Consider the following 12,574-nt stretch of genomic DNA (forward strand, 5'->3'; position numbering starts at 1 on the left):
GGCGCTAGGTCTTCCGGCTATGTGGGTGGCATAAATCTTTTTACAAGACTTACAACACTTTTAGTTATTCTTAGACGCCGCGCGCCCGGTCGGCGTGGAATTGCAGGGTCCAGGCGTGGAAGCGGTCCTCATCCAGGGCCTCGCGCATCTGGCGCATGATGTCCAGGTAGTAGTGCAGGTTGTGGATGGTGTTCAGGCGCGCGCCGAGGATTTCCTGGGTGCGGTTCAGGTGATGCAGGTAGGCGCGCGAGAAGTTGCGGCAAGCATAGCAGGAGCAGGTGCTGTCCAGCGGTTCCTTGTCTTCCTTGTAACGGGCGTTCTTGATTTTCACGTCGCCGAAGCGGGTGAAGATCCAGCCGTTGCGGGCGTTACGGGTCGGCATCACGCAGTCGAACATGTCGACGCCGTTGGAAACGCCGTTGACCAGGTCTTCCGGCGTGCCCACGCCCATCAGGTAGTGCGGCTTGTTGGCCGGCATTTTCGGGCCGACGTGGGCCAGGATGCGCATCATGTCTTCCTTCGGCTCGCCAACCGACAGGCCGCCGATGGCCAGGCCCGGGAAGTCGATCTCTTCCAGCTTGGCCAGCGATTCGTCGCGCAGGTTCTCGAACATGCCGCCCTGGACGATGCCGAACAGCGCGTTCGGGTTCTCGCCACGGTGGAATTCATCCATCGATCGTTGCGCCCAGCGCAAGGACATGCGCATGGATTTAGCCGCCTCATCAAGAGTCGCCGGGCGGTTGTCGATTTCATAAGGCGTGCATTCGTCGAACTGCATGACGATGTCGGAGTTCAGCACGCGCTGGATCTGCATCGACACTTCCGGCGACAGGAACAGCTTGTCGCCGTTGATCGGCGAGTTGAAGTGCACGCCCTCTTCCGTGATCTTGCGCATCGCACCCAGTGAAAACACCTGGAAGCCGCCGGAGTCGGTCAGGATCGGTTTATCCCATCCCATGAAATCGTGCAGGCCGCCGAACTTGGCCATCACGTCATTGCCCGGGCGCAGCCACAGGTGGAAGGTGTTGCCCAGGATGATCTGGGCGTCGATTTCCTTCAGCTCCAGCGGCGACATCGCCTTGACCGAGCCATAGGTGCCGACCGGCATGAAGATCGGAGTCTGGACCACGCCGTGGTTCAGTTTGACTTCGCCGCGGCGGGCCTTGGTCAGACCGCTGCTATCGGTCTTGTGCAGTTTAAATTCCAACATTATTCATTCCTTATTGTTACCTCCCGTCATTCCCGCGAAAGCGGGAATCCGCACACTGCTTGGATTCCCTCCATAGTCAGCATGGGTTCCCGCTTTCGCGGGAACGACGGGCGGCGGGTGTTAAGCGCGTTCCTGGGTCGTCAGCAGCATGGCGTCGCCATAGCTGAAGAAACGGTATTCGTTGGCGATCGCGTGGGCGTAAGCCTTGCGGATCTCTTCAAAACCGGCGAAGGCCGACACCAGCATCAGCAGGGTCGACTTCGGCAGGTGGAAATTGGTGATCAGACGGGTGACCGCCTTGAACTGGTAGCCGGGCGTGATGAACAGCGCGGTGTCGGCGCTGCCCGCTTCCAGCTGGCCGCTCTGCGACGCTGATTCCAGCGCGCGCAGGCTGGTGGTGCCGACCGCCACCACGTCGCGGCCGGCGGCGCGGGTGGCGCGCACGGCATCGACGGTCTCCTGCGGCATGGTGTACCACTCGGTGTGCATCTTGTGCTCGGCCAGTACTTCGGCGCGCACCGGCTGGAAGGTGCCGGCGCCCACGTGCAGCGTGACGTAGGCGAAGTTGACGCCCTTGGCCTTCAGCTCGGCCAGCAGCTTCTCGTCGAAGTGCAGACCGGCGGTCGGCGCGGCCACGGCGCCCGGCACCTTGTTGAACACCGTCTGGTAGCGGGTTTCGTCGAAGGTATCGGCATCGTGCTCGATGTACGGCGGCAGCGGCAGGCGGCCGTGCGCTTCGATCAGGTCAAACACGTCGGCGTCGAAATGCAGGGTGTAGAACTCGCCCGCGCGCTCGCCGACGGTGACGTCGAAGGCATCGGCCAGGCGGATCTTGACACCGGGGCCGGGCGACTTGGAGGCGCGCACCTGGGCCAGCACGGTGCGGTTGTCCAGCACGCGCTCGACCAGCGCCTCGATCTTGCCGCCGCTTTCCTTGACGCCGAAGAAGCGCGCCTTCAGCACGCGGGTATCGTTCATCACCAGCAGGTCGCCGGCCTGCAGCTGGCCGACGATATCGGCGAACTGGCGGTCGATGATCTGCGCGCCGTCCAGGTGCAGCAGGCGGGAAGCGCTGCGGTCTGGCAGCGGGAATTGCGCAATACGCTCTTGCGGCAAGTTAAAATCGAAATCGGAAAGCGAGTACATGGGCGGACTTCTGGAAACTGTTGAAGAAAATTCGGGTAGGCCCGATGGCGGTGCAAGTCGTACAATACCGGCGTTGCTTTGCTGCGGCCAACCCTCTATTTTACGCTAGTGCCCGAAAAACGCTCCAATATGCCTGTTTCAACCTCCAAACCCGTCAAAAAGACAGTCAGCCCGGAAGCCAAGCTGGCCAAGCTAGGCCTGCACACCGATATGGACCTGGTGCTGCACCTGCCCATGCGCTACGAGGACGAAACCCAGGTCATCACCATCGAAGAGGCCCGCCTGCACGGCGGCGAGACCTCGCAGGTCGAGGGCGTGGTGGTCAAGAACGAGATCACCTACAAGCCGCGCAAGCAGCTGCTGGTGCACATCGCCGACGAAAGCGGCGACCTGCAGCTGCGCTTCATGAACTTCTACGGCAGCCAGGTCAAGCAGCTGGCCGAGGGCACGCGAGTGCGCGCGCGCGGCGAACTGAAACACGGCTTCTTTGGCGCCGAAATGGTGCATCCGGCCTACAAGGTGGTCAACGAGGGCGCGCCGCTGCCGACTTCCCTGACGCCGGTGTATCCGTCGGGCGAAGGCCTGTCGCAGCCGATACTGCGGCGCGCCATCGGCGACGCCATGAAGCGGGTCGACTGGACCGATACGCTGCCGGCCGATCTGCGCGCCGCGATGCAGCTGTCCGATTTCGAGCCGGCCGTGAAGCTGCTGCACTACCCGCCGCAGCAAGTGGACGAACATGCGCTGGCCGACCGCTCGCATCCGGCGTGGACGCGCATGAAGTTCGACGAGCTGCTGGCGCAGCAGCTGTCTCTGAAGCGCGCGCAGCGGGCGCGCCGTTCCAAGGGCGCGGCGGCGCTGAAGACGGTCGGCCAGTTGTCCGAGCGCTTCCAGGCGGCGCTGCCGTTCAAACTGACGGGCGCTCAGCAGCGCGTGCTGAACGAAATCCGCGCCGATCTGCGCCATCCGTATCCGATGCAGCGGCTGTTGCAGGGCGATGTCGGCAGCGGCAAGACCGTGGTGTCGGCGCTGGCGGCCGCGCAGGCGATCGACAGCGGCTTCCAGGCCGCGCTGATGGCGCCTACCGAAATCCTCGCCGACCAGCACTTCCGCAAGATCGCCGCGTGGATGGAGCCCTTGGGCGTCAAGGTCGCGTGGCTGACGGGCAGCTTGAAGAAGAAGGACAAGCTGGCCGCGTATGCGCTGATCGAATCCGGCGAAGCGCAACTGGTGATCGGCACGCATGCGCTGATCCAGGAGGCGGTCAACTTCGCCAACCTGGGACTGGTGATCGTCGACGAGCAGCACCGCTTCGGTGTGGGCCAGCGGCTCACCTTGCGCAACAAGGGCGTCGAGGGCGCGATCCCGCACCAGCTGATGATGTCGGCCACGCCGATTCCGCGCACGCTGGCGATGACCTACTACGCCGATCTGGAAGTATCGGTGATCGACGAGCTGCCGCCTGGCCGCAGCCCCATCGTCACGCGCGCCGTCGACCAGAACCGGCGCGATGAAGTGATCGAGCGTGTGCACGCAGCGGCGCTGGAAGGACGGCAGATCTACTGGGTCTGTCCGCTGATCGAGGAATCGGAAGCGCTGCAACTGCAAACTGCCACCGACACCCACGCGCTATTGGCCGAAGCCCTGCCGGACCTGAACGTGGGCCTGGTGCACGGCCGCCTCAAGCCGGCCGAGAAGCAGGTGGTGATGGATGCCTTCAGCGCCAACGAGATGCAGGTGCTGGTCGCGACAACGGTGATCGAAGTCGGCGTGGACGTGCCGAATGCATCGCTGATGGTGATCGAGCACGCGGAGCGCTTCGGCCTGTCGCAGCTGCACCAGCTGCGCGGACGTGTGGGACGTGGCACGGCGGCCTCGGTGTGCCTGCTGCTGTATCAAAGCCCGCTGGGAGGCGTCGCCAAGCAGCGCCTGATGACGATGCGCGAAACCACCGACGGCTTTGAGATCGCGAGGCGCGACCTGGAGATACGTGGTCCCGGCGAATTCCTCGGCGCCCGTCAATCGGGACAGGCGATGCTGCGCTTCGCCGATCTGGAAACGGACGGCTGGCTGGTCGATCAGGCGCGCGACGTCGCCCACGACCTGCTGCACGCCGACACCCCGGAAAAAGCCGCCACCGTCGAAGCCCACCTGGCTCGCTGGCTCGGCGGCCGCGAAGAGTTCCTCAAAGTCTAGTTGGGGTCAAGTCTGACATTTGGACACGGCCTCTGCCGTAGCAGCCGCTACGGCAGAGGCCGTGTCCAAATGTCAGACTTGACCCCATTTTAGAAGCAGAGGTAGATGCGGTTGGCGAGGTCCAGCATGAAATCCGGCGTCAGATAGGCCATGAACACCAGCGCCAGCAACACGGCGCCGGCCGCGCGGAGCAGCCAGGTTTTCATGGCTATGCCGCTTTCAGATCGCCCCGTTCCAGGGCGCGCTCGTTGATCGGCAGGTTGATTAAGCCGGCCATCACGCTCAGTCCAATCGCGATGCCCCACACGATGTCGTAGCTGCCCAGCTTCGCAAACAGATAGCCGGCCAGCCAAACGCCGATGAAGCTGCCCATCTGGTGCGAGAAGAACACCACACCCGCCAGCATCGACATGTGTTTGACGCCGAAGATGCCGGCGATGATGCCGTTCGTCAGAGGCACCGTCGACAGCCAGATGAAGCCTATCGCCGCCGCGAACACGTACACCGAGTACGGCGTCAACGGCGCCAGCAGGAACAGGCCGATGACGACGGCGCGCGTGAAGTAAATCGACGACAGCAGGTAGCGCTTGGGGAAGCGTCCACCCAGCTTGCCCGCGTAGTAGGAGCCGAAGATGTTGAACAAGCCTATCAGCGCCAGCGCCATCACCGCCACGCCCGGACTGGCGATGCCCTTGTCCTTCAAGTACGCCGGCATATGCACGCCGATGAACACCAGCTGGAAACCGCACACGAAATAGCCAGCCACCAGGAACAGGAAGGAGCGGTTGCCGATTGCCTCGCTCATCGCCTCGCGCACGCTTTGCTGGGGACCGCTATGCTCCACCGCCGGCTCGCGCAAGTGGAAGGACATCGGCACCATCAGCACCACCACCAGCGCTGCCAGCAAATAGAAGGCCTGCTGCCAGCCCACTGCGGAAATCAATTGCTGCTCGACCGGCATCATCAGGAACTGGCCGAAGGAGCTGGCCGCACCGGAGATTCCGAACGCCCACGAACGCTTTTCCATCGGCGCCACGCGGCCGATGATGCCGCTGACCGCGCCGAACGCGGTACACGCCAGCCCCAGTCCGATGAAGACGCCGGAGCCGATCACGAACAAGGTGGGCTGCGTCACCAGCGCCATCCACACCAGCCCCGCCATGTAGCTGACCGCGCCCACCAGCACCACGCGCATGGTGCCGAAGCGGTCCGCCGCCATGCCGGCGAACGGGCCGAACGCGCCCCACAACAGGTTCTGCAAGGCCAGCGCCAGCGAATAGGTTTCACGCGTCCAGCCGTTGGCTTGCGAGATAGGCTGCATCCAGAAGCCGAAGCCGTGGCGCACGCCCATCGCCAGCGTCAGGACGACGCCGCTGGCCAGCAGGACGGTTTTAAGAGAGGGAGCGCGGGTGGCGACGAACATGATAGGGTCCTGATTGTGGAAACGACATCTGTCGATTCTAACCAGTTCCCGCCGCCCGCGCTTGAAGGCCTTAAATGTCGAAGGTGTATTTCAAGCCGATCTGTGCGCGGATATCGTCCAGCGTGCCCATGATGGACAGCGTTTCCTCGTGCGGCATCACCGGGCTTTCGATCAGGCCGGCGCGAATGCAGCGCCCCACTTCCTGCGCCTCGTGCGTGTAGCCGTTGCCGCTGCGCGGCAGGTTGATGGTGCGCTCGCTGCGGTTGGCGCCGTCCACCAGTGTGACGGTGATGGTCTCGGTGTTGTGGAAGCGGTCGTGCAGGCGCACGAAGCCCTTGGTGCCGGAGATTGTCAGCTCGGTCGGCGTGCGCGAACGCAGGCTGCACGCGCACGACGATACGCCGCCATCCTTGTGCATCAGCGTGAACGCGGTCTGCATGTCGACGCCGGTGGCGGCCATCTCCGCCTGCGCCTTCACGCCCGTGACCGGGCCGAGGAAGAACGACGCCATCGACAGCGGATAAATGCCCAGGTCCAGCAGCGCGCCGCCGCCCAGCTCCGGCGCGAACAGGCGGTGCTCCGGTCCCGCATCGGAGGTAAAGCCGAAATCCGCGCTGACATGGGCCGGCACGCCGATCTCGCCGCTGTCGACGATGCGCTTGGCCTCCACCACGGCCGGCATGAAGCGCGTCCACATCGCCTCCATGACGAACAGTTTTTTCTGGCGCGCCAGGTTGATGATGTCCTCGGCCTGGCGGCGGTTCATGGTGAAGGACTTCTCCACCAGCACACCCTTGCCGCCATGGAGGCACATCAGCGCGTTCTCGTGGTGCATGGGGTGCGGCGTGCCGATGTAGATGACATCGACCTCGGGATCGTCGGCCAGCGCCTGATAACTGCCGTGGAAGCGCTCCGCGCCATACTCTATGCCGAACTTGGTAGCGCTATCTACACTGCGCGAAGCGACGGCGGCCAGCTTGGCGCCGGGCGTATCCTGCAAGGCGATGGCGAAAGCCTTGGCGATCTTGCCGGTGCCGAGTATCCCCCAACGAATTACCTGCGTCATGGCGTGCTCTTTCTGCCGCGTCGGCGGCGAGGTCGGTTAAAAATCTATTTTACCGCCGGTGCGCGCTTGGGGCGGAACACCGTTGCGTCGTCGTAGAAGGCGTCGTCCTGCTCCGGCCACCATCCCGGCACGCCCAGCGCCTGCATCGGCATGAAGTCGGCGGTGCTGAGGCCATGCTCGGCCAGCTCCTGCGCCACTTTGGCGTCGATCCAGTGGCGGCGGGCGTCGTGGTCCATGGCGAAGAAATCGTCGCCCGCGACTACCACCCGTGTGTGCGCGGTGATCGCCTTGCGCGGTGCGACCAGCTTCTCCATCAGCGCGTGGCCGAACAGCCAGACCTGCGCCTCCGGCCCGAAGCTGGCGCGCTGCTCGACGAAGGCGGCGCGCCATTGGTGGTCGCGCAAGGCGGCGATCAGCGCGTGGCCGGCGTCGCTGTCGCGCACCACCAGCAGCGCGGCGTTCTCGTCGAAGATGGTGGCGCCATCGCGCGCGGGTCCGCGCGATTTGCCGACGCCGTCCAGCGCGATCTGCGCCGCCTGCAAGGCGTTCAGCTGCACTTTGATGCGCGGGAAGCTAAGCCATACCAGGCCGTTGAAGAAGTCGTGCAGATTGTCCCGCGTGGGCACGCAGCCGGTGGCGCCGATGAAGGCTTCGTAGGCGGTGCCGTCAGGCAGGGATTCCTGCGGCACGAAGGAGATCGGCAAATCCAGGTGATTGCGCAAGCCCAGTGTGGCGGCCCGCGCGTTGAACGTGTCCATGAAGGGCACGTCCGCCGACAGCTGGCCGGCCGCGGCGCGTATCGAATCGTACCAGGGACGCGGCCAGTCTATCGCTTGCAGCACTGCTTATACCATTTTCCAGTTGATGGTTTCGCCGGCGTTGAGCGGCACCACGTGCTGGTCTGCCAGCGGCAGGGTTTCCGGCAGCGTCCATTGCTCGCGCTTGAGCGTGATGGTGTCGGTGTTGCGCGGCAGGCCGTAGAAGGCCGGGCCGTTGAAGCTGGCGAAGGCTTCCAGCTTGTCCAGCGCACCGGCGCGTTCGAAGGCTTCGGCGTAAAGCTCCATCGCGTGCAGCGCGGTGTAGCAGCCGGCGCAGCCGCAGGCGGCTTCCTTGGCGCCCTGCGCATGCGGCGCGGAGTCGGTGCCGAGGAAGAAGCGTTCGTCGCCGCTGGTGGCGGCCGTCACCAGCGCCAGGCGGTGTTCTTCGCGCTTGAGCACCGGCAGGCAGTAGTAGTGAGGACGGATGCCGCCTTTGAAGATGTCGTTGCGGTTGTACAGCAGGTGATGCGCGGTGATGGTCGCGGCGATCGGGCCTTCGGCTTCCGCCACGTACTGCGCGGCGTGCTTGGTGGTGATGTGTTCGAAGACGATGTTCAGCGCCGGGAAATCGCGGCGCAGCGGACGCATGACGCGTTCGATGAAGACGGCTTCGCGGTCGAACAAGTCGATGTCCTGGTCGGTGACTTCGCCGTGGACCAGGAAGGGCATGCCCACTTCCTGCATCATCTCCAGCGTCTTGTAGCAGTTGGACAGGTCGGTGACGCCGGCGTCCGAGTTGGTGGTGGCGCCGGCCGGATACAGCTTGACCGCGTGGACGATGCCGCTTTCCTGGGCGCGCAGGATTTCGTCCGGCGGCGTGTTGTTGGTCAGGTAGAGCGTCATCAGCGGCTCGAACTTCATGCCAGCCGGCAGAGCCGCCATGATGCGGCTGCGATAAGCCTCGGCAGCGGCGGTGGTGGTGACAGGCGGCTTCAGGTTGGGCATCACGATGGCGCGGCCGAACTGGCGGGCGCTATGCGGCAGCACGCTGGCCAGGGTGGCGCCGTCGCGCAGGTGCAAATGCCAGTCGTCGGGACGGGCGATGGTGATGCTGTCTGGGGTGTGTTCGAGGTCGGACATGGCGGCGGGCTTTCAGGCTATCAAAGACGAATACCGCCATTTTACCCTCTTGCGCCGTCCGCTTGACAGTGCGTACGTTAAGGCGTACGTTTTGAATACGCCACAAGGGAGCCGCCATGGACACCATCTCAGCCAGCGACGCACGCGCACGGCTCTATAACCTGATCGACGAAACCGCAGCCAGCCACCAGCCCATCACCATCACCGGCAAGCGCAACAACGCCGTGCTCCTCTCCGCCGAGGACTGGCACGCAATCCAGGAAACGCTGTACTTGCTGTCGGTGCCGGGAATGCGCGAATCCATCCTCGCCGCACGGGCGGAACCACTGGGCGACAGCGATAAGGAATTGATCTGGTGAGCTGGCAGCTGGTGTACTCCCACCAGGCGCAGAAGGATGCGAAGAAGGCGGCGGCAGCCGGAATGAAAAAGCAGGTGCAGGCGCTACTCGACCTGCTGGCAGACGATCCGTTCAGGCGCCCACCGCCATTTGAAAAGCTGGTGGGCGATCTGGCGGGGACCTACTCGCGCAGGATCAACATCCATCACCGCCTCGTGTATGAGGTTTTCCCGGATCAGCATATTGTTCGCATCCTGCGCATGTGGACACACTACGCTTAGTGCGACTGGCTTCCTTAGAAGCGGATCACCGTCTTACCCGCGCCGTGGCCGGTTTTGTTGCGCTCGATGGCGGCTGGCGCCTGGTCGGCGGTGACGACTTCCGAGACCACCACGGTCAGCTCGCCGCCGGCCGCCTGCGCAGCGATGCGCGCCAGCAGTGCGCCGTCGGGATGCATGGTGTGCCAGCTGCCGCGCCGCCCTTCCGGCACGCGCGCCGCGATGTCCGGCGCGGCGATGCTGACGATGCGGCCCTGCGGCGACAGCACCTGCCACGAACGGTCCAGCGTTTCGCCGCCCACCAGATCGAACACCAGGTCGACGTTCTTCGCCACGTCCTCGAAACGCGTGGTTTTGTAGTCGATCACTTGATCGGCGCCGAGGCGGTGAAGCAGATCAGCGTTACGCCCTTGTGCCGTCGCCAGCACGCGCACGCCTGCCTGCTTCGCGAACTGCACGGCGTAGCCGCCGACGCCGCCGGCGGCGCCGTGGATCAGCACCGTCTCGCCACGCTGGAGCCGGCCGGTTTCAAACAGCGCCTGCCATGCCGTCATCGCGGCGACAGGAATCGCCGCAGCGGTGGCGTCGTCCATGGTTGCCGGTGTCAACGCCAGCTTGGACGCGGCAACCGCCACATGGCCCGCATATGCGCCCAGGCCACCCAGCGCGCCGAATACGCGGTCGCCTATCGCGTAGCCGTCCACTCCCGCACCGACCGCGGCGACTTCGCCAGCCAGTTCGAGACCCAGCGTGGCGGGCAGCGGCAGCTGGAACACATCCTTGACCAGGCCATCGCGGATTTTCCAATCGAGGCCGTTGACGCCTGCTGCGGCAACCCGCACCAGCACCTCGCCCGCACCTGGCTGCGGCGCCGGCACGTCATCCCACTGCATCACTTCCTCTCCGCCGTAGGCATGGATGCGCAGCGCGCGGTTGGCCGGGGCGTCGGCCTGCGCCGGATAGTCGATATAGCCCTGCGCGCCCGGCGCATAGAACAGCGCCGGATTCGGCGCGTTGAGCGGCGCCTGCAACGCGAAGCGGCGCGGCAGGTCGGGGTTGGCCAGGAAGGCGCTGCCATAGGCCACCGCATCCGCCTCGCCGGCCGCGATGCGCTGCTCGCCGGACTCGCGGGTCTGGCCGCCGCCCAGGATGTAGGCGCCGTTGAACAGCGGCCGCAGCGCGCCGTGATAGTCGTACTCCGCCTTGAACTTGGCCACATGCAGATAGGCCAGGTTCAACGGCGCGAGCTGGCGCACCAGGTAGGCGTAGGTCTCCACCAGCGATTCATCCTTGATGTCGTTGAAGCCCATCTCCGGCGAGATCTTGATGCCAACGCGGTCGCTGCCCGCTTCCGCGATCATCGCATCAAGCACCTCCAGGATGAAACGCGCGCGGTTGGCAATCGAGCCGCCATACTGGTCGCTGCGCTGGTTGCTGCCTGAGGAAAGGAACTGCTCCGGCAGATAACCCGACGCCGCATGCAATTCAACACCATCGAAGCCCGCCTCCAGCGCGCGGCGCGTCGCCTGCCGGTATTCGGCCACGATGCCAGCCACCTCCGAAGTCTCCAGTGCACGCGGCATGACGAAATCTTCCATGCCCTTGGCGGTGAAGGACTGGCCCGCAGGCTTGATGGCCGACGGCGCCACCGGCAGCGCACCACCCGGCAGCATGCTCGGATGCGAGATACGCCCCGTATGCATCAGCTGCATGAAGATGCGGCCACCCTCGGCGTGCACCGCATCCGCCACCTGCTTCCATGCCGCGACCTGCGCATCGGTGTGAATGCCCGGCGTGCGCACATAGCCCTTGCCCATCGCGCTGGGGAACACGCCTTCGGTGACGATCAAGCCGGCCGTGGCGCGCTGGCGGTAATAGGTGACGGCCAGTTCGGACTGCACGCCGTCCGCATCGTTGGCGCGCGAACGAGTCATGGGCGCCATGACCATGCGGTTGCGCAGGGTATAACGGCCGATTTGCACTGCTGTCGATAAGGTGTTCATGGAGAGCCTCGCTAAGTGAGTGAATGTGCAGCCATCATCCATTGATTCGCCATTGGGATAAATAGCTTAAAATGAAATCACTGATCCACTGATGGAGCAATCACTATGTCACTCTTATCGAGCATGGAGCTGTTTGTGGCGGTCGCCAACGCCCGGGGCTTCCGGCGCGCAGCCGAGACGCTGGACATGCCCAACTCCACGCTGTCGCGCCGCATCTCGGAACTGGAGAAGGAAATCGGCGTACGCCTGTTCCACCGCTCCACCCGCAAGGTCGAGCTGACCGAGGCCGGCCAGGCCTACTTCCGCCGCTGCGAAAGCATCGTCGCCGAAGCGCGCATCGCCCACGAATCGCTGCAGGAACTGGCCGAGCGCCCCAGCGGCACGCTGCGGGTATCGATGCCGGTGGACCTGGCGATCTCCTACCTGGCGCCGTCGCTGAAGGCCTTCGGCGAACAGTATCCGCAAATCGATTTCGAAATGGACCTGACGCCGCGCCGCGTCGACCTGGTGACCGACGGCTTCGATTGCGCGATCCGCATGGGTACGCCGCCGCCCACGCCGTCCACGCTGATCGCCCGCCAGGTCGGTCTGCTGCCGCGCTACCTGTATGCGTCACCGGCGTATCTGCGCGGTGCGCCGCCGCTGAAACACCCCGACGACCTGGCCAACCATCAGTGCATGATCCAGTTCCCCGGCGGAGGCAAAGCGCAGTGGACGCTGTCCTCGCGCAAAAAGACCGTGACCGTCGACGTCAGCGGCCGCTACACCGCCAACAACGTCAGCATGTGCAGGAAGATGGCGGCACTGGGCATGGGCGTGGCGATTTCCGCCGGCCCCGAAGCGCTGGAGGAACTGGAACGCGGCCAGCTGCAACGCGTGCTGCCGGAGTGGGACTTCTCGCCGATACCCGTGTACGCGATCATCGAATCGCGCCTGATCCCGTCGCGGGTGCGGTTGTTCATCGATTTCGTGCAGGCCAGCCTGAAGGGATACTCCGCACCGTTGTAGGCGCGGAG

12 protein-coding genes are annotated in these 12,574 nt (G+C 64.6%); 4 read left to right on the forward strand and 8 right to left on the reverse strand.

What is annotated here, in order from left to right; translation table 11 throughout:
- Positions 1-70: 70 nt before the first annotated feature.
- Positions 71-1,210, reverse strand: a complete 1,140-nt coding sequence (tgt, locus tag GEV02_RS24660; RefSeq protein ID WP_008452978.1) for a tRNA guanosine(34) transglycosylase Tgt — start codon at positions 1,208-1,210, stop codon at positions 71-73.
- A 120-nt stretch (positions 1,211-1,330) separates the two neighbouring features.
- The gene (gene queA, locus GEV02_RS24665) at positions 1,331-2,356 is read right to left on the reverse strand and encodes a tRNA preQ1(34) S-adenosylmethionine ribosyltransferase-isomerase QueA (protein ID WP_152840585.1); all 1,026 of its coding nucleotides are present in this window, start codon (positions 2,354-2,356) and stop codon (positions 1,331-1,333) included.
- Positions 2,357-2,485: 129 nt separating this feature from the next.
- On the opposite strand from queA, the gene recG reads away from it, so the two are divergent.
- Entirely contained in the window at positions 2,486-4,552 is a 2,067-nt protein-coding gene (gene recG, locus GEV02_RS24670; RefSeq protein ID WP_070272269.1) for an ATP-dependent DNA helicase RecG, read from the forward strand.
- An 89-nt stretch (positions 4,553-4,641) separates the two neighbouring features.
- Here the strand turns inward: recG and GEV02_RS33165 are convergent, their stop codons facing one another.
- The 5 genes from GEV02_RS33165 to pyrC all read right to left on the reverse strand — a co-directional run bounded on the left by GEV02_RS33165 (position 4,642) and on the right by pyrC (position 8,939).
- The gene (locus GEV02_RS33165) at positions 4,642-4,758 is read right to left on the reverse strand and encodes a TMEM43 family protein (protein ID WP_217433161.1); all 117 of its coding nucleotides are present in this window, start codon (positions 4,756-4,758) and stop codon (positions 4,642-4,644) included.
- A gap of 2 nt (positions 4,759-4,760) precedes the next feature.
- Entirely contained in the window at positions 4,761-5,975 is a 1,215-nt protein-coding gene (locus tag GEV02_RS24675) for an MFS transporter (RefSeq protein WP_152840586.1), read from the reverse strand.
- 70 nt (positions 5,976-6,045) lie between these two features.
- Positions 6,046-7,041, reverse strand: coding sequence for a Gfo/Idh/MocA family protein (locus GEV02_RS24680; RefSeq protein WP_152840587.1), 996 nt, complete (start codon positions 7,039-7,041; stop codon positions 6,046-6,048).
- A 44-nt stretch (positions 7,042-7,085) separates the two neighbouring features.
- Complete coding sequence (locus tag GEV02_RS24685) at positions 7,086-7,883, reverse strand: DUF3025 domain-containing protein (protein WP_328595911.1); 798 nt, start codon at positions 7,881-7,883, stop codon at positions 7,086-7,088.
- Positions 7,884-7,886: 3 nt separating this feature from the next.
- A complete protein-coding gene (gene pyrC, locus GEV02_RS24690) occupies positions 7,887-8,939 on the reverse strand; it encodes a dihydroorotase (RefSeq protein WP_070272265.1) in 1,053 nt (350 codons plus the stop codon).
- Positions 8,940-9,055: 116 nt separating this feature from the next.
- Here pyrC and GEV02_RS24695 point away from each other — a divergent pair, with 116 nt between their 5' ends.
- Positions 9,056-9,298, forward strand: coding sequence for a type II toxin-antitoxin system Phd/YefM family antitoxin (locus tag GEV02_RS24695; protein WP_152840588.1), 243 nt, complete (start codon positions 9,056-9,058; stop codon positions 9,296-9,298).
- Entirely contained in the window at positions 9,295-9,558 is a 264-nt protein-coding gene (locus GEV02_RS24700) for a Txe/YoeB family addiction module toxin (RefSeq protein WP_328595912.1), read from the forward strand. The genes GEV02_RS24695 and GEV02_RS24700 overlap by 4 nt, the downstream gene beginning before the upstream one ends.
- Positions 9,559-9,572: 14 nt before the next feature.
- Here GEV02_RS24700 and GEV02_RS33735 read toward each other — a convergent pair whose 3' ends face one another.
- Entirely contained in the window at positions 9,573-11,558 is a 1,986-nt protein-coding gene (locus tag GEV02_RS33735) for an oxidoreductase (RefSeq protein WP_152840590.1), read from the reverse strand.
- 105 nt (positions 11,559-11,663) lie between these two features.
- Here GEV02_RS33735 and GEV02_RS24710 point away from each other — a divergent pair, with 105 nt between their 5' ends.
- A complete protein-coding gene (locus tag GEV02_RS24710) occupies positions 11,664-12,566 on the forward strand; it encodes a LysR family transcriptional regulator (RefSeq protein ID WP_152840591.1) in 903 nt (300 codons plus the stop codon).
- The last annotated feature ends 8 nt before the right edge of the window (positions 12,567-12,574 follow it).

It is taken from the genome of Rugamonas aquatica (assembly GCF_009380215.1).
In the GTDB taxonomy this organism is placed as follows: Bacteria; Pseudomonadota; Gammaproteobacteria; order Burkholderiales; family Burkholderiaceae_D; genus Rugamonas; species Rugamonas aquatica_B.